Below are 19,419 nucleotides of genomic sequence, written 5' to 3'. Positions count from 1 at the left end.
TAACGAGTTGGGCGTTGGCCGGGCCTGAGCGGGCCAAGAACTAAACCATCGGCTTTTGACGGATTGTCGCACTCAAGCCCAGCATGGAAACCATATATGGTTGAATCGGTAACTCTCGTAGACGGGTGCAAGCGCTTGGCGACATCTTTGGTCTTCATCCCGCTATGCGGCTGCGATCCTGTGACCCAACATTTTGCCGATTTTGAACTGAGCGGCGACTATAAAGCGATAGCCCAGTGCGCAACTCAGTATCTGCCCAGCGATCATTGGCTTCGCGAAGACCATGATGACGCCAAACAAGTGAGATTCCTTCAGCTCCCGCCAGGTAAATTTTCGACCATCATTGATGTTGTTGGATCGGGAGCAGGGCGGACCCACGTCAGCGTATCGGAGTGGTCGATAGGAGGCATGCCTGAGTTGTATGGGAGCTATTTTACCCACTGTGCATCGAAAAAGCCTGACTAACCATGCGTATATGAGACCATCAACATCATCGAGATCATGTTGATGGGAGTATAGGAGCGGCGTTGCGGTCAGTCGCAGACAATGCCGTAGATGTCGCGATATTGTTCCAACTGTTCCTTCGGACCGGCCAACAGCAGCGGGCAAGCGGTATAGTTGCCCTTCACTTTCCCATTCTCGATATACATCCAATCGAAGATATCCGACCTTTCGAACTCGACGCGATCATCGGGCTTGATGTTATGGATGTATTCCGGCGTATCGCCAAGAAGAGCGGTGAAATGATCACCTGATGCCCTGATCTGATAGACCCACATGTATTCCACGTCAGGCTCCATCTCGTCAGTGGTCAGGGCCACCTCCTTGCCCTTGTCCGTGAAACCCAGCTTGATGCTGTAATTTTCGGTTCCCGGCGGTGGACTGCGCAGTTTTTCGAGGAAGCCGTCCAAACCTTTTTCAGACTTTTCATGGGCTTTCGCCATGGCCGGAATCGCCGCGCGCGATCGACTTGACGTTTGGGTTGTCGCTGGCCAGAGCGAGTTCGGTAGGAATGGCCAGGATGGATAGTCCAAGCATTGAGAAGAGTGGAATGACGCTGCGCAACATTCGATAGATCCGAAATTGTTGTTACCATACCAACGCAGTATCGCCACCTGGGGTTGATTTCAATATCTGGTTTGGAATTGGATGCGGTGCTCCTGGCGGGTCCGGCCGCTGCTTTTTCTCAGGAAAGGTTTCGCGTTTGAATGGCGAATGGACAAGCGGTTGCTTCCTCGCGAAAAAAGACAGCCATGACTCCTTCAGGCTGTCTTTAGCCGGCACCTCCGGCTTGCGCTCAAAAGGAAAGGAAGTCGAACAGGAGCTTACTCAACCTCGCCGCCCAAGATGGCTTCACGGTCCCGACTGCCAACGGCGGGCCGGGTGATGGCGCCAAGGGCGATTGATAGAACCGGTTGAGCATCGCGTCGCAGGCGTAGTGCCCCCAGTTCGTCAGATGCTCCGTCTCTTTCGCGCCCAGAAAATGGAGATAGGTGCCGACCTCGGAGGGAACGACCGACGACGGCGGCAGCGTGTATGACGCGGAGGGCCTGAGCTCGAAGTCCTTGCTGTCGATCGACCAATAGACGCCGCGGGTTCTTGCGCGCAGAGCCGATTTCGCGAGATCGTCGAGGCCAAGCTGATCGGCCTGTTTTGCAGCCTTGAAGCCGCCGATCAGGTCTCGCCGCCTCAACGACCGCACCTGATTGTCGGTGGTATCGAGAACGCGCTTGAGCTGGGAGAGATAGTTCCAATATCCGCGGGACGAGGATCGCCAAGGCGCTCCGGCATCGCTAACAAGCAGGCAATCGCAGCGTTTCAGCGCCGGCTCGATGCCGTGATTGTCATAGATGCCGCCGTCGCTCAATATCGCCCTGCCCGGAGCAACCGGTTCGCCAACGGTGTCGTCGAGCTTTTCCCTCTTCCAGGAAAACTGCGACAGATCCAATCGTAGCGGCGACAGCACGGGCGGGAATGCCGCCGAAGCTGCAACCGCGGTCGCGAGCGAAAGTCTCGGATGAAAGGACACCCCGATCCTATAATCCGCGAGATAGCGGTTCGACATTCGGAAGAGCGAACCGGTGCTGAGATTGCTGGAGCAAAATACGAACCATGGCGAGCTTGGAAGATCGCTCAGGCTTGGTGATTTTTCGTCGAAGAGATGCCGCTCGTAGAGTTTAGCGGCTTCCTCGGCCGCGCTCGAGAAGGGGTTGAACACGCCCTTCAGGAAGCTCGGCCCATCCGCGAATAGCTGACTGAAGGCCAGAATGCGATCGAGGTATTCGGTCTTGAAGTTGACGGCGACCTCGTTCTCAAAGACCAGCCGTGGCCAGATATAGGCGAGCAGGCCGGACGCGATGGATCCGCCCGACACCGACGAGATCATATCGAGTTTCGCGAGAAGACCGGCCTCATTGAGCCTGGCAAGCGATCCCGCATGGAAAAGCATGGCCCGATAACCGCCGCCCGAAAGGCAGAGGCCGAGTTTATAACGCTCAGCGGGCTTCTCGGGTTCGTCGGATCCCGGCAGCACAGTGTCTTCCTCGAAATGCTCGTCCTCTGACATGTTTTATCGCGTCACGTTAAAAGGGATGGCGACGATGTATACCAGATCAAGGCCGATCCGCCACACCGCGGAGTGGCCGAAGCCTGCCTCGCGCTGTCCCCATCAGACTTGCAAAACACTCCTCTCAGTGTTCAATAACAAGTACAAAGGCGGAGGGAATCGATGCGTTACATCGTGGCTGGGTTGTTGCTTCTTATCGCATTTCCTCTGTCTGCGGCGGAGATCACGCGACAGCCGTTGGAGGGTGACACGGACCTCATCTCCGTCACGGGCGTCTTGAACGACGGTGACGAAATCGTCTTCAGAAACGTGGCCGCTGCCTCCAGCAAGGCCCTTGTTTTTCTGAACAGCGAGGGCGGGGATCTGAAAGCCGGGATCGAGATCGGGCGTGCCATCCGCCTTCGAGGCTTTGCGACGGCTACCCCGCCGGGGACCTTGTGTGCGTCAGCTTGCGCCCTCACCTGGCTTGCCGGTTCGCAGCGGTTTCTTCAGCCCGAATCCAATATCGGTTTCCATGCCGCCTATCGCGTGGTCGACGGAAAGGCCAGCGAGAGTGGTGTCGCCAACGCACTGGTCGGAGCTTATCTCAACCAGTTGGGATTGTCCGAGACTGCCATCGCCTACGTGACGTCAGCGCCGCCTGAAGGCATCGCATGGCTGACAGCCGCCAAGGCACAGAGCGTGGGCATCACTTACGACGCGATTGATGAGGACGGACCTGATCCGGCGTCCGAGGCGGGCAAGACGTTTCCGCACGACCCGATGGGCGCGGTGACGGCCTTCTACTCAGCGCTCGCAGCAGCTGATGGTGAAACCGCCTCGGCGCTGGTCGTTCCGGAGAAGCGTGGCCAGGGACCCTTCAACGAAGCGTCGATCCACGCCTTCTACGGCGCGATGTCGCAACCGCTCAAACTCACCGGCACGGCGCTGCGCAGCAATGATGATGTCAGGGTTTCGTACCAATACGTCACCAGTGACGGCCGTCGCTGCCAGGGTCGCGCCGATGTCCAGACCACCTATGTGTTTGGCAAGACTTTGGTCTCGAGGATTAAAGCGCTTGATGGCTGCTGAGCCGCCGCCTTTGCTTTGCGGGAAGTCACTGACCGCTCGCCTGTCCTTCAGGCAAACTGCCGAATCTTGCGGCTGCTCGCCCCCGATCCGGCATATTTAATCCCTATACCTACAGGAGTTGGCATCGCATTTGTGCCATTTCATGTCCATTCTGGCTTCATCCTCATAGCCATAGCACCAGTCGACGCGATCGAGCAGCGGACCGATCTGACGAGAACATTTCAGACCTACCCCAGCAGCATCTGATCAATGCACAAGGGGAAATCTTCTGGCAAGCGACACAATCAGAAGTGATGATACAAGGTAAACCCCGGTTCTCGCCGCGATCGTGAGATCGCGGTCCACGCGATCCGACGCGGTGCCGGCAATTGATGCTGGAGCTGCAGAAAAGAAGGGAACGCTTCTTCGGATTTCGTCGCGGGTTCGCTCTGCCGTTACGGTTTCACGCGGTCAGGATGCGCCGCTTGGAAAGCCGGCAGCTCGGCGCATCTGCCGTCGATGTCGACAATGCGCTTGAAAGCGGTCATATCAACGCCCCAGCGGCGGGCATTGTAGACCTGGGGAACGAGACAAAGGTCCGCCATCGTCGGCCTATCTCCGAAGCTGAACGCGCCATCCGCTTTGCCGATCATGGCTTCCAGTTTGCGCAGTCCGTCGCTGATGAAATGTTTCATCCATTCCTCGCGGGCATCGGCCTTCTCAGTCATGGTCATCAGATGCGACACGACATGCATGTTGCAGATCGGATGAATGTCCATGGCGACCGCATATGCGAGGGCGCGCACTTTCTGGCGATCGGCAATGTCAGGTGGCAGCAATCCGCATTCCGGCCGGGTCTCGGCGAGATATTCGATGATTGCCAGCGACTGCGTCAGTGTTTTTCCGTCGATCACCAATGTCGGCACCAGCCCCTGCGGGTTGAGCGCCAGATATTCCGGAGTCTTGTGTGCGCCGTCCAACAGGTTGATGGACACGGTTTTGTAGTCGATGTCCAGGAGATTGAGCGCGATGCGGACGCGATAGCTCGCCGATGATCTCCAGTAGTCGTAAAGGACGACCTCGTTCATTGCGGGTCGGCCCCTTGGTATTTTTCGACCGTCTGCTCGATCGCCCCGAAGATCGAATGGCCGGCCTTATCCTTCATCTCTATGCGGACCTGATCTCCGAACTTCATGAACGGCGTCTTCGGCGATCCGGTCTCGATGGCCTCGATCATCCTCAGTTCGGCAATGCAGGAGTAGCCGTCTCCTCCCTCTTCCACCGGTTTGCCCGGACCGCCGTCCAGCTTGTTGGACACCGTCCCCGAGCCGATGATCGTGCCGGCCGCGAGATTGCGGGTCTTGGCGGCATGGGCGATCAGCTGGCCGAAATCGAAGGTCATGTCGATGCCGGCGTTCGCCTTGCCGAATGGCTTGCCATTCAAGCTCACCAGCAGCGGAAGATGCAGCTTGCCGCCATCCCAGGCCTCTCCGAACTCGTCCGGCGTCACCGCGACCGGAGAAAATGCCGATGCCGGCTTCGACTGGAAGAAACCAAATCCCTTGGCCAATTCACCAGGGATCAGACCGCGCAGCGACACATCGTTGACGAGCATCAGCAGGCGGATGGCGCCGCGCGCCGCTTCCGGGCTGGAGCCCATGGCGACGTCGCCGATGATGATGGCGACCTCGCCCTCCATGTCGATCCCATAGGCCTCGTCGGCCATGACGATCGGGTCGCGCGGCGCAAGGAAAGCGTCCGACCCGCCCTGATAGATCAGCGGATCGGTCCAGAAGCTCGCGGGCATCTCGGCGCCGCGTGCCTTGCGCACCAGTTCGACATGGTTGACGTAGGCGGAGCCGTCGGCCCATTGGTAGGCTCGCGGCAAAGGTGACGTCGCGTCATGTTCGTGAAACCGGATCGTCGGCTGAGCGCCCGTCTCGACGCCTTCGGCAATGAGCGCGAGCCTCGGAGCCACATGCTCCCAGTCGTCGAGTGCTGCCTGCAATGTGCGGGCGATATGACCGACCTCGGAACAGCGGGTCAGGTCGCGGGAAACGACGACGAGCCGGCCGTCTCGTGTGGAGTCTTTTAACGTTGCAAGTTTCATGTCCGAAATTCCGCGCCGGAGGATGACTTCAGTTGATGCATCACTTGATGCCGGGGGTTCCGTCGAACTTGCGTTCCAGGCCGTCCCAGCACTCCAGGTAATTATCCTGCAGTGTTTCGAGCTCGGCTGCGTATTTCGTCAGTTGCTGCGGGTACCTGGTCTCGAACATGAAGGCCATGGTGTGATCGAGCTTCACCGGTTTGAGCTCGGCATTGGATGCCTTTTCGAAGGCGACCGCGTCCGGCCCATGGGGAAGCATCATGTTGTGCAGGCTCATGCCGCCCGGCACGAAGCCCTCCTCCTTGGCGTCATACTGGCCGTGGATCAGGCCCATGAATTCGCTCATGATATTGCGGTGGTACCAGGGCGGCCGGAACGTATGCTCGGCGACCAGCCACCGCGGCGGAAAGATCACGAAGTCGACATTGGCGGTACCGGCATCTTCGGTGGGTGCGGTCAGCACCGAAAAAATCGACGGATCGGGATGGTCGAAGCTGATGGCGCCGACCGGAGAAAACGTCCGCAAATCGTATTTGTAAGGCGCGTAATTGCCGTGCCAGGCCACCACATCGAGCGGCGAGTGGCCGATGTCCGTGACATAGAATTTTCCGCACCACTTCACATGCACTCGGCACGGCGTTTCCTTATCCTCGAAAGCGGCGACAGGTGTCTTGAAGTCGCGCGGGTTTGCCAGGCAGTTGGCGCCGATCGGCCCGCGGTCCGGCAGCGTGAATTTCGCGCCGTAGTTCTCGCATATATATCCACGCCACACCGTCTGCTCGCCGCCCCGCATAATCTTGAACATCATGCCGCGCGGGATGAGGCATATTTCCAGGGGCTCGACATCCATGATGCCCATTTCGGTGAACACTCTGATGGCGCCGAGCTGCGGCACGATCAGCAGTTCACCGTCGGCGTTGAAGAAGTAATCGTCGACCATGTCCTCATTGAAAAGGTAGGCATGGGCCGACATGCCGACCTGAGTGGTGGCATCGCCTGCCGTCGTGATGGTCCGCACCCCTTCCAGAAAGGTCAGTCTCTCCGAGGGTGCGGGGATGGGATCCCAGCGAAGCTGGCCGAGAGGAAGCGAATGTTCGTCGAGGCAAGGCGCGGTTTTCCAGAGCGGATAGGAAGCGTTGGAGAAGCGGCGGGTGTGGCGCACGCTCGGGCGAATGCGATAAAGCCAGGACCTTTCATTCGTCCCGCGAGGCGCTGTGAACGGCGAGCCGGAAAGCTGTTCAGCATAGAGACCGTAATTGCATTTCTGCGGGCTGTTCTGGCCCTGCGGCAAGGCGCCGGGCAGCGACTCGGTTTCGAAGTCATTGCCGAATCCCGGCATATATTTCAGTTTGTTTGCCGTCGCGGCTTCACCGTCGGACGTCTGGATCGATGTCTGGTCCATGCTCACTCCTCCCCGAAAGCTCGAGCGCCGCGCGTCTGAAAGATGCGCGGCGCTCTAGAGTTTACTCCGCTGCAGTCCCGATGACACCACGCTTGATCTGATCGGCCTCGATCGACTCGAACAGAGCACGGAAGTTGCCTTCGCCGAAGCCTTCGTCACCCTTGCGCTGGATGAATTCGAAGAAGATCGGGCCGATGACGGTCTTGGAGAAGATCTGCAGCAGGATTTTCGTCATGCCGCCATTCATCACACCTTCGCCATCGATGAGGATGCCGTGCTTCTTCATGCGTTCGATCGGTTCGCTGTGACCGTTCACGCGCTCATAGGACATATCGTAATAGGTCTCCGGTGGACCCGGCATGAAGCGCAGGCCGTTGTCGGCAAGCCTGTCGGTGGCGTCGTAGATGTCTTCTGTTCCAACGGCGATATGCTGGATGCCCTCGCCCTTGTACTTCTTCAGATATTCCTCGATCTGGCTGGTGTCGTCCTTCGATTCATTCAGCGGTATGCGGATCTTGCCGCAGGGCGAGGTGATGGCGCGGCTCACCAGACCGGTGATGCGCCCATCGATATCGAAGAAGTGGATCTGCTTGAAATTGAACAGGTTGCGGTAAAAATCCCACCACTTGTCCATGCTGCCGCGGAAGACGTTGTGCGTCAGGTGGTCGAGATAATAGAAGCCGATCCCCTGGGGATGCGGGTCGCGCTCGCCGAGCCAATCGAACTCGGCATCGTAAGCCGATCCCTTTGCCCCATAGGTCTCGACGAAATAGAGCAGCGAGCCGCCGATGCCGACAATCGCCGGGACGTCGAGTGCCTTGTCGTCCCCTTCATAGGGAACGGCGCCTTTCGACACCGCGTGGTCGAAAGCGTGCCTGGCGTCGACGACGCGCCAGGCCATCGACGGGGCGCAAGGACCATGATTTGCGACGAAACGCGCGGCATGGCTGCCGGGTTCGGCGTTGAGGACATAGTTGATGTCACCCTGTCGCCAGACGGTGATGTCTTTTGTCTTGTGCCTGGCGACAGCAACATAGCCCATGCGTGTGAAGAGCTCGCGCAGCGTCTCGGGCTCGGGATGGGCGAATTCGACGAATTCGAAGCCGTCGGTACCGGCCGGATTGTCGGCGGTGATTTCCGAGGGCGGCGCGTCATGTGGGAAGGGACCCATTTTCTTTCCTCCAGAGGAGATTGCATTTCTATGCAAAGTGTGGCCCAAAACGCGTGCAAAGTTCTTGCATTCTTCATGCTAAAGGAAGAAATTATGCACGATCCGTGAGTGTATTGGAGATTTCGTGCAATGGATGAACCGCTCGACAAATTGGATTTGCGCCTGCTCCAGGAACTTCAAAAGGACGGCAGGCTGACGAACAACGAGCTGGGGGAGCGGATCGCGCTTTCACCGTCGCAATGCTCGCGCCGGCGGACAAGACTGGAGGCTGAAGGGTATATTCGCAGCTACCGCGCCTACCTCGATCGGCAGAAGCTGGGCCTGGATATGCTGGTGGTCATTTCCGTGACGCTGGCGACCCACAACAGAGACAATGCCCGCCGGTTTTCGCAACTGATCAACGGACTGCCGGAAGTTCTCGAAGCCTATGCCTTGACCGGTGAAATGGATTATCACCTGACGGTCGCGACCCGCGGGCTCGCCGACCTCTCCAAGTTCGTCAACGACGTTCTGTTGCCACACGAGTCGGTGCAGCACGTGAAGACGTCAATCGTGCTCGACACGCTGAAGACATTCGAAGGTTTTCCGGTGCTCATGCCGGGGCACTGACATGGCGGCAGCACACGATGATGTAGACGGCCTCGCCCCGCCGAAAAATCAGAGCGGCAGTTCGGTCGAGAATTTCAGCTCCCGCAGCACAAAGCTAGAGACGACGGTGCGCACATGCGGGTTGCGCATGAGATAGCGGGTCATGAAGGCCTCGTAGCTTTCCACGTCGCTTGCCCTTATCTTCAGCATATAGTCGAAGGCGCCTGACAGGGCGTAGCACTCCATGATCTCCGGTCGCTCCAGCACAACGGACGCGAAAGAGGCGACCGCCTCTTCGTGGTGATCCTCCAGCGTCACATGGGCGATGACACAGAGCTTGAGATCGAGTTTTCCAGGATCGAGCAGTGTCACACGCTTGCGGATGACGCCGTCGGCTTCCAGTTCCTGGATCTTCCGCCAGGCCGAGCTCTGCGACATTCCAGCCTTTTCCGCCAGGTCGGCCAGCGAAAGGCTGCCGTCGGCCTGGACGAGTTGCAGAAGCTTGCGACGGAAATTCCCAGTTTCTTTCATTTTTGGCTTCACTTTTGGGAAGGCTTGCCAAGAGTATGACGATAGCCAGCACGAAAGAAAAGAAAATCCTCCGAACCTGGATCATAATGGCAGGAATAGCGCCGTGCCTGGGAGGATCAGCCTATGACCAAGGAAAGCAGCTACACCGCCAAACTGCCCGGCCCGGACGGTTTGTATGACTACACCCCGGATGAAGATGCGATCTGGGGCGAACTCTACCGGCGGCAGATGAAGCTGCTCGCCGATACGGCCTGCCGCGAATATCTGGACGGCGTCAAAATGCTAGGCCTCAAGCCGGACAAAGTGCCTCAGCTTCTCGATGTGAACAGACGCCTGAACGAGACCACCGGCTTCGGTGTGGAAGGCGTGCCGGCGCTCATCCCGCCCTCGCGCTTTTATGAGCTTCTGTCGCAAGGCAAATTCCCGCTCGCAACTTTCCTCCGCCGTCGCGAGCATATCGACTATATCGAGGAGCCGGACCTGTTCCATGAGGTTTTCGGCCACTGCCCCATGCTCACCAACCAGAGTTATGCCAATTTCGTCCGGCATTTCGGCGAAACCGCCGTCCGTCTCGGCAAGGGCTATTCCTGGCACCTGTTCCGCATCTTCTGGTTCACCGTCGAATTCGGCCTGATCAATACGCCGCAGGGACGCCGCTGCTTCGGCGCGGGCATCGTCTCATCGCCCAGCGAAGCGAAGGCGGCCATGGAAGGCAAGGCGTGCGAATTCCGGCCGTTCGATCTGCTGAGCGTGCTGAGGACACCCTACCGGATCGATATCCTCCAGCCGATCTACTATGTCATCGACAGCTTCGCCGATCTTGAAGCGATCGTGGAGCAGGATATCGAGGCCACGATCCTCAAGGCAAAATCGCTGGGCGATTTCGCCCCCGCTTTCGAGGCAAAAGCTTCGTGAATCGCGGATGATGCGGCGGTTTGCCTCGCCGCAGTGCGGCGAGGCAACAGTCCTACAAGCACTACTGCATGACAGCCGCAAACCGCATCCACTTGACGATCGAGTCGATCGGTGAGTTGTCCGGCATCTTGAGAGGGCTCTGATTGGGCGTGAACCCACGCGAAAGAGCCGAGTCCGGGTCCGCAAGCAGCACGCCCACGAAGGTCGACGCCACGAGACAGCTCCCAACTTCGCCCAATCGATTTCCGCCTGCAGCCTCGGCTTCGGCCAGAATGTAGAACCAGAGCGGCGTACGTTCGTGGAAACGCGATGCAGTGCCGGCGAGGAAGTTCTTCAGATCGGGCTTCGTGGCGAACAGCGCTGAGACATCTTGGATCGGCGAGGACTGCACCGCGCCAGTCTGGTTGAGATGCTTGTGTAAAGCCTGACCCGTCGGGAGCCTGAGATTGTAGCCCCGACGAAGGTTCCTCCTTGCCAGGTTCTTGAACAACTCCTTGAGCTGTTGGTCGGCTTGGTCCTCCCCCTCCTTGAACAGCGTATGCAATGGCGGAGCAAGTTCCGTATCGATCCTCCTGGCAAGACGGGCCGGCTCCCCATCGCTCGCATCATGGGGATCGGCTCCCGTAAAGCGCGTCCAGTCGATTATCCAATTCTTGGGCAGCTTCTTGTCGTCATCCAGCCTGCCGCCGCCGCCGGTGAATTCGAAAAGCAACCTCAAGGTGGCGCGCGGTAGAATACCTGTGCCCGGCCGCCCAAAGTTCTTGTTGTAGTCGTAGAAGGTTCTGACCATGGAATGACCGAACCGATAGGCTGCGGTGGAGAACTCCAACGGCAGAGCATTGCCGAGCCGGGTATTCTGCCTCCGGGCATCGAACTCGGCTCTGAATTTGAAGAAATGAGATGCCCGATCCTTGACGACGCGGTCCACGACAACCGGATCGCAAACGCCCTTGAGATATCCTTCTACAATCAACCATTGGTAATGAAGTCTGGTCAGAGCCTGCGCTGAGCTGAAATCGGCGATCCAGCCCGTGTCATGCGATGCAAGATAGTCGACCGCCTTGTTATGAAACCGGAGAAAGCTCAGATGGAACTGCGCGACGACGAGATTTTCGTCGTTGCGATTATCCCCGATTATCGCACGCTGAGGCAAGGTATCAGAGAATTTCTGAAACGCCTCGGGAGTCATCGCGGCCTGAGCCAGACGTAAAGCCGCCTCCCGGACAGACGACTGGACCTGGCCATAACGAGGAAGGTCACGATGTTCGTCGAGGTTGTCTGGAAGCGGCCCCGGGTCGACGGCTGTCCCGACACGCATTTTGTTTGTCAGCGTCGGGTGGCGAAGGCCGGAGATCACTTTGACAACATCCGCATCGATCCCCTCGCCTACGGCAGATCCGCCGTAGACACTGTCCAAATCGAAGCGGGGCGAGCGAGCATTCCTGAACTGACTCTCCACCGTCGACGAGGCGACAGGCGGGTGGGCGTTGACCATGCTCGAGATCGCCCCTTCGCGATCAGTTCGGGCCGTCAGCTCGTGATCCAGGAATTGTCCCCAATATGTGAACACAGGCGGGAGCGTGGAATCTTCCGTCGGATCCTCGCTCGTCGGCGTCGCGACAACATCGATCATCATTTCGCCGAGCTCATCGAGCTCCCCAAGCGTCTCCGCCGTATTGGGAAGGTAATTCTCTGGCGCATCTAATGGCGGTACGAAATAACCGAAGTCAGCTTCTTCATCGACCGCGACGTCACCCGTCGCTGGCCGCCCGGCCCGAACGCTCGGGCCTGGAACTGCACGCTCTTTCTCTGCACCCCCGTGCGATTGAAAAACGATTGCCATTGGCAACACCCTCCGTTTTCCAGCCCGCGGGATAATTCATACAGCTAGAACGCGAAGTCAACTAATCATATTGAGCTATTATTCATCTTAAAGTTGGTAAATTACCCGTAAACCCAGTCGATATCTGTGCGGATTCAGCGCACTCGTCTTGTGCGCATCATACCCCCTGCCCCGCTGTTGGCGCCTCGTCGCAAACGGTGGCCACAGCCGGCATCGCTGGTGCTTTTCGCGGCAAGTCCGTTATGCACTGCAGTATGGAAATCGGATAGAGCCTGCTCTGGCACCAAAATAACGAGGAAATCCAATGGTGAAGAGATGGAGAAGTATAGACTACCTGAAAAGCAATGAAACGCGGGCGAACGACCGCTAGAATTTTCATTTGCTAACTCAACAATAAGATGTATATTTGCCGCCGAGATTTCGGCTAGGGGAAGTACATCCCGAAATCGACCTACAAGGTACAATTTACTACGCTTCTTTGCCGAACGCTCCAATTTTCGGTTGGCGAAGCTTTCTGTTCTCGCGGCAAGTCAGCGGAAAAACATCAATCCGCATCGATCTACCTTTAGCGCCGCCGCTGTCCCGAACGCGAGGTTCGGCTCGATTAACGGGTGCCGCGTCCAGCTTGCGGCTTTTGTATTGCTTTGAAACCGTGAAAAATGGGGGAGTTGGTATCATGGCGAAATCAACGCGACGCAGGGTCAACGCACCGAGCGACGGCACATCGGGTCTTGGCATGGTGGTGCGATTTACACCCAAAGCAAGGAGCGAGGGTGTACAGCAACTCGAAAAAGGCGGCTTCCGTGTCGCGTCGTCCAAAGATTTTCGCAGCGCCGCGGCGGTGCCAAATGATTTCGATGGCGCTGATGTTCAATACTTCGAACGTTTCGGAATCGCGATTGTGCGACGGGACGGAGAGAAACTGAAGCCCATGCTGCAAAATGCCATGCAACAGAAGGTCATCAGCGCGGCTCGGCCGGAGCGATCCTATCGTGCCCTCGGCGGCCCGCTGACGAAGCGGCTCAACCTCGCACGGGGAACGGTGGGCGGCGTTGCAACCCCTTTGGACCGTGACTACCTGCTCGGCTATCGTGACGCCGTGAATGAACTGGTCGATCGCTTATTGGGCAAAAAGGGGGCAGAGGGACTTGTCGCCCAGGCCGCCTTTGACGAGACCAGCAACACCTGGGGACTTCAGGCTGCCAGGGCTATCGAAGGTGAACTGAGCGGGGCCGGCATCAAGGTAGCAGTACTGGATACCGGATTTGACGAAACTCATCAGGATTTTGTCGGCCGTTCAGTCACCAAGAAGCTCTTTGCAACACGTAGTTCCGAAGGCGACGTTCACGGTCACGGAACGCATTGCATCGGTACGGCATGCGGTCCATTACGACCGACCAGCGGCCCACGCTACGGCATCGCCTATGAGGCGGAAATCTACGCTGGAAAGGTGCTCGGCGACGACGGCTTCGGCACCGACCGGTCGATCATTGCCGGCATGGAATGGGCGCTGGATGAAGGTTGCCATGTTATTTCGATGTCGCTAGGCGCTGCAACGCAAGTTGGAGATGCACCGAGTGACGACTACGAGCAAATTGGGCAAGTCTGTTTAGACGCGGGAACTTTAGTTATTGCCGCTGCCGGGAACGAAAGTTCTCGTCCTCAACAAATTGAGCCAGTTGGTTCTCCGGCGAACGCGTCCACGATCCTGGGAGTTGGTGCCGTGGATCGCTCCTTCGCGCCGGCGTCTTTCTCATGCGGCGGTTTGAATCCTGGTCAGGAAGTGGATATTGCCGCTCCTGGCGTCGACATATTTTCGAGCTTGCCTGATGACAAGTATGACCGGTGGAATGGCACCAGTATGGCGACCCCACATGTTGCTGGCGTTGCAGCTCTTATTGCTCAGTCTGATCCGAAGTTTCGCGGATGGGCGCTATGGGCGCGCTTGATTCAGCTTACAAAGCCTCTATCTTCCCCTGCTAGGGATGTTGGCAAAGGCCTGCTCCAAGCAAGAGGAAGCGGCGAGGTATGACGACCAACAAGATTGAAGTCACCATTCGGATCGACAAAAACGAGACCCGCAGCCTGGGAGAGGTCGTCGGCGACCTGAAATCGCAAGGCCTCGAACAGGTGCAAAGCCACGAGCGCTTCATGATTGTCAACGGTAGTGTCAATCCTGACGCGCTCGACGCGCTTCGCGCGGTAAAGGGCGTCGCTTCAGTTCGGAAAGATGTCGGATACAAGACCCAAGCGAACTGATCATGCGGGCGGCACGGCGCAGGCGCCGAGCCGGAGGTCTCAGTGACAAGCTGAGAGAGTGGGATTTTCAATATACTCCCCTCACTTCGGCGTGGCCGAACTTCGATTGACGAAGTCCACCATGACTCCTGTCTTGACCATGCCAGCCAGCTCTTCGGCGTCCCAGTTCGTAAGCCGCACGCAGCCATGCGATCCCACCTTGTCGATGAGCTTCGGCTCGGGTGTCCCATGGATTCCGTAGGTCGGCTCGGTCAGGTCGATCCAGACCGTGCCGACCGGGCCGTTCGGTCCTTTCGGGATCGTCAGGACCTTGTCGTTCTTTCCCTGCTTGAAATTGCGCTTCGGGTCATACCGGTAGACCGGCATCCTCGCGACGCCCTTGACCTTATGCTTGCCCGACGGCGCCGGATTGTCTTCGCTTCCGATCGTTGCGGGATAGACCGCAAGCAGCGATCCGTCCGCCGCATAGGCGAGCACCTGCCCCGTCTTCTTGTCGGCCTCGATCCTCTTGACCTTTCCGTCCTTGGGAGGACCGGGGTCCACGACCCACACGGTATCGCCAGGAGCGAACTGCGAAGCCGGGTTGAGCGCATGCACGAGATCGATACCCATGTGGAATCGCTCGGATAACTTCTCGGCAACGCTCGTATACCCCAAGCTCTGCATCTTTGCCTTCTCGCCATAGTCGTCGGGGATCTTGTCAACGAGACCCGCGGCATCCTCTGCCGAGACGACATAGCTCTCAACGATGGGGGCATTGCCTTCCAGGCGGGAGGCGACGTCTGGATCCAGTCTCCCATCGACAGGCAGATTGTTCATCGCCTCGAAGCCGGCCACGGCCTTGTCGACGTTTTCGCCGGAGAGGCCATCGATCACGCCGGGAGATGAGCCTGCACGGTCGAGCAGGACTTGAAGGCGGACCATCGCCGGGTCTGGATCTCCCGGCTCCGGCTTTTCAGTCCCAATGGACGCAATCAATGCGGTATTGATTTCTTCAGGTCGGAGCTCCCGCGCGGCGGCACCGCCAACGGAGAAGGCCAGAGCGAGCAGCGACATCGGCAGGGCTGTTTTCATGGACGACAAATGGCCGGCGCCGCAACTTGTTCCAGTGCGAACCGAGCGAGGCAGGCGTTCACGATGATTTCAATGTCCAGTCTCTGCAAATTCAGTAAAACCGCCATTCGATCCGAAGGAGCTCGTGAATGCCGCGCGACAGCGTCAATGACCTGATGGCCTTTCTGGCGGTCGCCCGAGAGAAGAACTTTACACGGGCGGCTGCGAAGCTGGGCGTGTCTCAATCGGCGCTCAGCCACGTTGTCCGCCAACTCGAGACGCGGCTCGGAATCCGGCTTCTGACCCGTACCACGCGGGCAGTTTCGCTCACCGACGCTGGAGAGCGGTTGTTTCGAGGCGTCGGACCTCATTTCGACGAAATCGAGGCTCAACTCGACATTCTCACCGAGTTCCGGGAAAATCCGGCCGGGAACATCCGCATCACCGCATCCGACCACGCGATCAACTGGATCATCTGGCCGAAGCTTCAGCGTTTCCTGCCCAACAACCCTGATATCAAGGTGGAGTTGATGCGCGAGAACGGGCTGTCGGATATCGTGACCGAGCGCTTCGACGGCGGCGTCCGCATGGGAGAGCAGGTGGCGAAAGACATGATATCGACACGCATCGGGCCTGATTTCCCGTTTGCCGTCGTCGGCGCGCCCTCATATTTCGACGGCAAGGGGGTTCCGGAGCATCCGCAGGACCTCGTCCGCCACAACTGCATCAACGAGCGCTTGCCCACATATGGCGGCTTCTGGGCATGGGAGTTCGAAGACAATGGGAAAGAGATCAGGATCAGGGTGGAGGGACAGCTTGCCTTCAACAACGCCTATCAAAGTGTGGAAGCGGCGCTGGAAGGCCTTGGCCTGGCATACGTCCCGGAAGACATCGCTCTTCCTCATATCGCGGAGGGTCGCCTGAGACGCGTGCTGGAAGCCTTTTCGCCACACTGGGATGGCTACCATCTCTACTATCCGAGCAGAAGGCAGTCCTCTCCGGCTTTCGTGGCGCTCGTGGACGCCTTGCGCCATCGAGCCTGACGATAGTCATCGTCTTTTCTACGGCGCCCTTTGAATGGCTGCCTATTCGATTGAACGAATCATGGATGGAAAACGCTGACGCGCAGGGGCCGTTTCCGGTGAGGCGCTATTTTGGCCGCCCGCTGGTGACCCTCTCAGTGAATTGTCTTCGACGGCTTCTCGGCATGCGAAATGTCATCGAGCGTCGCCATAAGCTTTTCGAACTCGTTCAAGACACGATTGAACTCGGCGTCCTGCATGTTGGCGATTTCGGATATCGTCGAGGACACGGACGCGATCAGCTTGTCGATCCAAACGCAGCGCTCGGCCGGCACATGTCCGAGAACCTCCCGCCGATGCGTCTTCAGCTCGCGGAGGATGCGAACGATAAGGGCTCCCCGGTCCGCCCGGCTCAAGAGCGGAAGCCTTGTCTGTGCCTGCTGGATTTCCGTTATCAGCGGCGTCGCCATCCCCGATCTCCAACCCTCGTGCAACCAGGTATCACAACCGTAGCGTTTGCAACACGGACTTTAGTCCGACTGACCAGGTGGTGCAATCGGGTCCGCACCGTGCGACCACATCAGTTACTCGCCGCTACGAGATCCGACATGTCGCAGCTACGCCGCGGTCCTTCCCACGGTTGATATGTATTGTCTTGCGGCCGATACGACCTGTAGCGAGCGGCGCAGCGGGCTGCCGCCTGTGCATTCACTTTCATGCCGACGCCGCCATCGGCCCCGGCGACAATCCGCTGGAACGGCGAAATGCACTCGCGGGTCCCGCCGCTATAGGATCGGTAGCTGTTGGTCGCGGGATCGAAAGAGCGGTAACGGTCCGTACACCAGGCAAGATGCTCGGCGGCAAGTTTTGGCTGCCGTGTTTGAAGTTCGGTCGGCACGCGAGCGGAATCCGGCCTCGCCCTTGCGGTGACGATGGCCGATGCCTCGGTGACATAGCTGGAATAGAGAGGCGGAATTCGTTCATAGCGCTGCTGCCGAGGGTCGACTTTCACTGGGGTCGTCGTCCAGAGATCGCGCGATGCAAAGTCACTGAAGGCGTGGCGCTCGGAATCCGCCACGACGTGGGAGGCGACAGATGCAGCAGCCATGCAGGCCCCGACCGAGCTTAAGATTCCAAAAGCGACGGATGCGATAGCTTTCATTGTCCCGACCCCTGCTGTTGAGCCTGTGGAACCCAGACGCGGCCGGCAGCGCTGTTATGTCGGCCGCCGGTAACGACAAGCACGGCGAGAATGCCGGCGATTGCCAGCAGGATGGCGATCAGCGGCACGGCCAGGCCGCCGGATTTCTCTTCGGAATAGATCATGTTCCTCTCCTCGCTGGCGCTCCGGCGGCGGAGGTCGCCGCCGGGCACCGCCCGTTATGCCGAAATGATGTAGACGATCGTGAATGCAGAAGGATCGACGATGACGATCCGGCCATCCGCGAGAAGGAAGAAACGGTAGGCTTTGTACTGCGGTACAATCTCAACGATCCGCGGCGGCAGTGGCTCGAGCCTGATTTTCTTCGGGATGGTGGTGCCGACCGAAACAGTGAAGTCCACCTCCCGCACCGGCTCGACATGAACCTCCTTCACAACGCTACGGATTTCGGTCTGCTGCTCGACGGAGATATTCACGTTGGTCGTGTTGTTCGTCTCAGTCTTCGTGGTGTTCTGAGTGTTGCTGTCGGCGGATGTGTTGTTGGTCTCGACCTTCGTCTTGCTGTTCGACTGGGTCTCAGTCGAGCCGCTGGAAGACTTGACGTCGCCGGACTTCTGGGTTTCACCGGAGCCGGTCGACGTGCCAGTGTCCTGGCTGCCGGCAGGTTTCTGGCTTTCCGTCGAGGACTTGCCCGACGTGGAAGACTTCGAACCGTTCGGGCTTCCGCCAGAAGCGTCCGTACCTGCGGCACCGGAGCCAGATTCGGTCGAGCTTCCGGACTGCGTCTTAGCACCAGGCTGGGTTGTCGTCTGATCGGAAGATCCATCCGTGGAGGTTCCGCCCGACGCACCCGACGAGCTTCCGTCGGAGCCGGAAGGCTGCGTCGCCTGCTCGCTCGATGCTCCCGCGCCGCCCGAGGAGGCACCGCCCGCATCCGGCTGCTGTGTTGCGCCACCGCTGGATTGGTCGTTTTGAGCGGCACCCTTCTTGGGAAGAATCGGTGCATCCTGCGCCGTAGCGGACATGATGCCGACCGGCGAAACGCCAATCGAAAGTGCTGTCATCAGCATGACGAGTGTCTTGGTCTTCATAACAATCTCTCTGCTTTTTTGGCCGCACGACGACGCGATCGTCCGTCGTGCGGCGGTTCTCAGGTTCTGACGTGATATTAGGAGGCAAGACGCGGCCGAGGCCGCAAAGATCAGGTCACTTGATAACCTGAATCACCTTGCGGGATGACGGTTCAACGATGATGCGTTCATCATTGACCACTGCGTAGGCATAGGTCGGGTCATCCGGAATAGGCGTCACGACGACCGTCTCCGGCAGGGGCTGGCCGACGACAATCTTCTCCTTCACTACCACGCGCGCCGACGGTGCCGGAGCCTCGCGGACATAGGTGATGACCTTTTGCGGCGGCGGATCGATTGCCGTGCCAACGACTGCACCGGCAACGCCGCCGACAGCAGCACCAACGGGACCGCCGACGATCGCGCCGGTGACCGCGCCACCGGCCGCACCATTGACGGTCGAAGATTGGGCGAATGCGACGCCCGATATCAGGGTCGCGGCAGTGGCCGCACCGACGATAAGCTTGGAGAGCATTTTCTCCTCCTTCTGTTTCGAGGCGGCCTTCGTGACCGCTGCGAAACCAACTAGCTGGAGGCAGGGTCGTTCCACGCCCCGGACCTCAGTCCGATCGGCCCCGGCCTTTGGTCCTAAAACCCATTTCAATATTGGTCGCCGG

The 19,419-nt window shown here is 58.7% G+C and carries 22 protein-coding genes; 7 read left to right on the top strand and 15 right to left on the bottom strand.

Going from position 1 to position 19,419, the window contains the following annotated elements:
* The first annotated feature begins 96 nt into the window (after window positions 1–96).
* Window positions 97–465: a hypothetical protein gene (locus tag G9X68_RS09540; protein ID WP_171602223.1), complete on the top strand. Its 369-nt coding sequence runs from the start codon at window positions 97–99 to the stop codon at window positions 463–465.
* A gap of 68 nt (window positions 466–533) precedes the next feature.
* On the opposite strand, the gene G9X68_RS09535 is transcribed toward G9X68_RS09540, so the two are convergent.
* From G9X68_RS09535 to G9X68_RS09525, 3 genes are all read right to left on the bottom strand, one after another.
* Window positions 534–944 (bottom strand): DUF2314 domain-containing protein, encoded by a 411-nt coding sequence (locus tag G9X68_RS09535; RefSeq protein ID WP_171602222.1) that lies wholly within the window; start codon window positions 942–944, stop codon window positions 534–536.
* Window positions 928–1,068: a hypothetical protein gene (locus tag G9X68_RS09530; protein ID WP_171602221.1), complete on the bottom strand. Its 141-nt coding sequence runs from the start codon at window positions 1,066–1,068 to the stop codon at window positions 928–930. Before G9X68_RS09530 ends, G9X68_RS09535 begins: the two co-directional genes overlap by 17 nt.
* Window positions 1,069–1,297: 229 nt before the next feature.
* Window positions 1,298–2,566: a patatin-like phospholipase family protein gene (locus G9X68_RS09525; protein WP_171602220.1), complete on the bottom strand. Its 1,269-nt coding sequence runs from the start codon at window positions 2,564–2,566 to the stop codon at window positions 1,298–1,300.
* A gap of 162 nt (window positions 2,567–2,728) precedes the next feature.
* Between G9X68_RS09525 and G9X68_RS09520 the strand changes: the two genes are divergently transcribed.
* Window positions 2,729–3,637 (top strand): COG3904 family protein, encoded by a 909-nt coding sequence (locus G9X68_RS09520; RefSeq protein ID WP_171602219.1) that lies wholly within the window; start codon window positions 2,729–2,731, stop codon window positions 3,635–3,637.
* A gap of 434 nt (window positions 3,638–4,071) precedes the next feature.
* Here the strand turns inward: G9X68_RS09520 and maiA are convergent, their stop codons facing one another.
* From maiA to hppD, 4 genes are all read right to left on the bottom strand, one after another.
* Window positions 4,072–4,704, bottom strand: coding sequence for a maleylacetoacetate isomerase (maiA, locus tag G9X68_RS09515; protein ID WP_171602218.1), 633 nt, complete (start codon window positions 4,702–4,704; stop codon window positions 4,072–4,074).
* Entirely contained in the window at window positions 4,701–5,726 is a 1,026-nt protein-coding gene (locus G9X68_RS09510) for a fumarylacetoacetate hydrolase family protein (protein WP_171602217.1), read from the bottom strand. The genes maiA and G9X68_RS09510 overlap by 4 nt, the downstream gene beginning before the upstream one ends.
* A 40-nt stretch (window positions 5,727–5,766) precedes the next feature.
* Complete coding sequence (gene hmgA, locus G9X68_RS09505; RefSeq protein WP_171602216.1) at window positions 5,767–7,128, bottom strand: homogentisate 1,2-dioxygenase; 1,362 nt, start codon at window positions 7,126–7,128, stop codon at window positions 5,767–5,769.
* A 61-nt stretch (window positions 7,129–7,189) separates the two neighbouring features.
* On the bottom strand, window positions 7,190–8,299 hold the full coding sequence (hppD, locus tag G9X68_RS09500) for a 4-hydroxyphenylpyruvate dioxygenase (RefSeq protein WP_171602215.1): 1,110 nt from the start codon (window positions 8,297–8,299) through the stop codon (window positions 7,190–7,192).
* A gap of 129 nt (window positions 8,300–8,428) precedes the next feature.
* On the opposite strand from hppD, the gene G9X68_RS09495 reads away from it, so the two are divergent.
* A complete protein-coding gene (locus tag G9X68_RS09495; protein ID WP_003558671.1) occupies window positions 8,429–8,908 on the top strand; it encodes an Lrp/AsnC family transcriptional regulator in 480 nt (159 codons plus the stop codon).
* 48 nt (window positions 8,909–8,956) lie between these two features.
* Here the strand turns inward: G9X68_RS09495 and G9X68_RS09490 are convergent, their stop codons facing one another.
* Complete coding sequence (locus G9X68_RS09490; protein WP_171602214.1) at window positions 8,957–9,418, bottom strand: Lrp/AsnC family transcriptional regulator; 462 nt, start codon at window positions 9,416–9,418, stop codon at window positions 8,957–8,959.
* A 123-nt stretch (window positions 9,419–9,541) separates the two neighbouring features.
* On the opposite strand from G9X68_RS09490, the gene G9X68_RS09485 reads away from it, so the two are divergent.
* A complete protein-coding gene (locus G9X68_RS09485) occupies window positions 9,542–10,333 on the top strand; it encodes a phenylalanine 4-monooxygenase (protein ID WP_018241701.1) in 792 nt (263 codons plus the stop codon).
* Window positions 10,334–10,394: 61 nt separating this feature from the next.
* Here G9X68_RS09485 and G9X68_RS09480 read toward each other — a convergent pair whose 3' ends face one another.
* Entirely contained in the window at window positions 10,395–12,176 is a 1,782-nt protein-coding gene (locus tag G9X68_RS09480) for a peroxidase family protein (protein WP_171602213.1), read from the bottom strand.
* Between the two features lie 676 nt (window positions 12,177–12,852).
* Here G9X68_RS09480 and G9X68_RS09475 point away from each other — a divergent pair.
* A complete protein-coding gene (locus G9X68_RS09475; RefSeq protein ID WP_171602212.1) occupies window positions 12,853–14,208 on the top strand; it encodes a S8 family peptidase in 1,356 nt (451 codons plus the stop codon).
* Window positions 14,205–14,435: a hypothetical protein gene (locus G9X68_RS09470; RefSeq protein ID WP_171602211.1), complete on the top strand. Its 231-nt coding sequence runs from the start codon at window positions 14,205–14,207 to the stop codon at window positions 14,433–14,435. The genes G9X68_RS09475 and G9X68_RS09470 overlap by 4 nt, the downstream gene beginning before the upstream one ends.
* Before the next feature lie 81 nt (window positions 14,436–14,516).
* On the opposite strand, the gene G9X68_RS09465 is transcribed toward G9X68_RS09470, so the two are convergent.
* Window positions 14,517–15,518 carry a L,D-transpeptidase family protein gene (locus G9X68_RS09465; protein WP_171602210.1) on the bottom strand — a complete coding sequence of 334 codons (1,002 nt, stop codon included), beginning with the start codon at window positions 15,516–15,518 and terminating at the stop codon, window positions 14,517–14,519.
* 119 nt (window positions 15,519–15,637) lie between these two features.
* On the opposite strand from G9X68_RS09465, the gene G9X68_RS09460 reads away from it, so the two are divergent.
* The gene (locus tag G9X68_RS09460) at window positions 15,638–16,531 is read left to right on the top strand and encodes a LysR family transcriptional regulator (protein WP_171602209.1); all 894 of its coding nucleotides are present in this window, start codon (window positions 15,638–15,640) and stop codon (window positions 16,529–16,531) included.
* Between the two features lie 134 nt (window positions 16,532–16,665).
* On the opposite strand, the gene G9X68_RS09455 is transcribed toward G9X68_RS09460, so the two are convergent.
* The 5 genes from G9X68_RS09455 to G9X68_RS09435 form a co-directional block, all read right to left on the bottom strand.
* Window positions 16,666–16,980 (bottom strand): hypothetical protein, encoded by a 315-nt coding sequence (locus G9X68_RS09455; RefSeq protein ID WP_171602208.1) that lies wholly within the window; start codon window positions 16,978–16,980, stop codon window positions 16,666–16,668.
* A 110-nt stretch (window positions 16,981–17,090) separates the two neighbouring features.
* Window positions 17,091–17,672 carry a BA14K family protein gene (locus G9X68_RS09450; RefSeq protein WP_171602207.1) on the bottom strand — a complete coding sequence of 194 codons (582 nt, stop codon included), beginning with the start codon at window positions 17,670–17,672 and terminating at the stop codon, window positions 17,091–17,093.
* Window positions 17,669–17,836: a hypothetical protein gene (locus G9X68_RS09445; RefSeq protein WP_171602206.1), complete on the bottom strand. Its 168-nt coding sequence runs from the start codon at window positions 17,834–17,836 to the stop codon at window positions 17,669–17,671. The genes G9X68_RS09450 and G9X68_RS09445 overlap by 4 nt, the downstream gene beginning before the upstream one ends.
* Before the next feature lie 54 nt (window positions 17,837–17,890).
* Complete coding sequence (locus G9X68_RS09440) at window positions 17,891–18,763, bottom strand: DUF1236 domain-containing protein (protein WP_171602205.1); 873 nt, start codon at window positions 18,761–18,763, stop codon at window positions 17,891–17,893.
* 115 nt (window positions 18,764–18,878) lie between these two features.
* Entirely contained in the window at window positions 18,879–19,277 is a 399-nt protein-coding gene (locus G9X68_RS09435; protein WP_171602204.1) for a DUF1236 domain-containing protein, read from the bottom strand.
* Window positions 19,278–19,419 lie beyond the last annotated feature (142 nt).

Source organism: Rhizobium changzhiense, assembly GCF_013087625.1.
Taxonomy (GTDB): domain Bacteria; phylum Pseudomonadota; class Alphaproteobacteria; order Rhizobiales; family Rhizobiaceae; genus Rhizobium; species Rhizobium sophorae.
This window is presented reverse-complemented; position numbering and strand designations above follow the sequence as displayed.

What these genes read in the sequence shown, in the direction of transcription:
- G9X68_RS09525 (WP_171602220.1), bottom strand. Translation starts at nt 2,566, where the DNA reads ATGTCAGAGGACGAGCATTTCGAGGAAGACACTGTGCTGCCGGGATCC.
- G9X68_RS09455 (WP_171602208.1), bottom strand. Translation starts at nt 16,980, where the DNA reads ATGGCGACGCCGCTGATAACGGAAATCCAGCAGGCACAGACAAGGCTT.
- hppD (WP_171602215.1), bottom strand. Translation starts at nt 8,299, where the DNA reads ATGGGTCCCTTCCCACATGACGCGCCGCCCTCGGAAATCACCGCCGAC.
- maiA (WP_171602218.1), bottom strand. Translation starts at nt 4,704, where the DNA reads ATGAACGAGGTCGTCCTTTACGACTACTGGAGATCATCGGCGAGCTAT.
- G9X68_RS09445 (WP_171602206.1), bottom strand. Translation starts at nt 17,836, where the DNA reads ATGATCTATTCCGAAGAGAAATCCGGCGGCCTGGCCGTGCCGCTGATC.
- G9X68_RS09485 (WP_018241701.1), top strand. Translation starts at nt 9,542, where the DNA reads ATGACCAAGGAAAGCAGCTACACCGCCAAACTGCCCGGCCCGGACGGT.
- G9X68_RS09440 (WP_171602205.1), bottom strand. Translation starts at nt 18,763, where the DNA reads ATGAAGACCAAGACACTCGTCATGCTGATGACAGCACTTTCGATTGGC.
- G9X68_RS09490 (WP_171602214.1), bottom strand. Translation starts at nt 9,418, where the DNA reads ATGAAAGAAACTGGGAATTTCCGTCGCAAGCTTCTGCAACTCGTCCAG.
- G9X68_RS09540 (WP_171602223.1), top strand. Translation starts at nt 97, where the DNA reads ATGGTTGAATCGGTAACTCTCGTAGACGGGTGCAAGCGCTTGGCGACA.
- G9X68_RS09435 (WP_171602204.1), bottom strand. Translation starts at nt 19,277, where the DNA reads ATGCTCTCCAAGCTTATCGTCGGTGCGGCCACTGCCGCGACCCTGATA.
- G9X68_RS09510 (WP_171602217.1), bottom strand. Translation starts at nt 5,726, where the DNA reads ATGAAACTTGCAACGTTAAAAGACTCCACACGAGACGGCCGGCTCGTC.
- G9X68_RS09450 (WP_171602207.1), bottom strand. Translation starts at nt 17,672, where the DNA reads ATGAAAGCTATCGCATCCGTCGCTTTTGGAATCTTAAGCTCGGTCGGG.
- hmgA (WP_171602216.1), bottom strand. Translation starts at nt 7,128, where the DNA reads ATGGACCAGACATCGATCCAGACGTCCGACGGTGAAGCCGCGACGGCA.
- G9X68_RS09520 (WP_171602219.1), top strand. Translation starts at nt 2,729, where the DNA reads ATGCGTTACATCGTGGCTGGGTTGTTGCTTCTTATCGCATTTCCTCTG.
- G9X68_RS09530 (WP_171602221.1), bottom strand. Translation starts at nt 1,068, where the DNA reads ATGTTGCGCAGCGTCATTCCACTCTTCTCAATGCTTGGACTATCCATC.
- G9X68_RS09495 (WP_003558671.1), top strand. Translation starts at nt 8,429, where the DNA reads ATGGATGAACCGCTCGACAAATTGGATTTGCGCCTGCTCCAGGAACTT.
- G9X68_RS09480 (WP_171602213.1), bottom strand. Translation starts at nt 12,176, where the DNA reads ATGGCAATCGTTTTTCAATCGCACGGGGGTGCAGAGAAAGAGCGTGCA.
- G9X68_RS09475 (WP_171602212.1), top strand. Translation starts at nt 12,853, where the DNA reads ATGGCGAAATCAACGCGACGCAGGGTCAACGCACCGAGCGACGGCACA.
- G9X68_RS09535 (WP_171602222.1), bottom strand. Translation starts at nt 944, where the DNA reads ATGGCGAAAGCCCATGAAAAGTCTGAAAAAGGTTTGGACGGCTTCCTC.
- G9X68_RS09470 (WP_171602211.1), top strand. Translation starts at nt 14,205, where the DNA reads ATGACGACCAACAAGATTGAAGTCACCATTCGGATCGACAAAAACGAG.
- G9X68_RS09460 (WP_171602209.1), top strand. Translation starts at nt 15,638, where the DNA reads ATGCCGCGCGACAGCGTCAATGACCTGATGGCCTTTCTGGCGGTCGCC.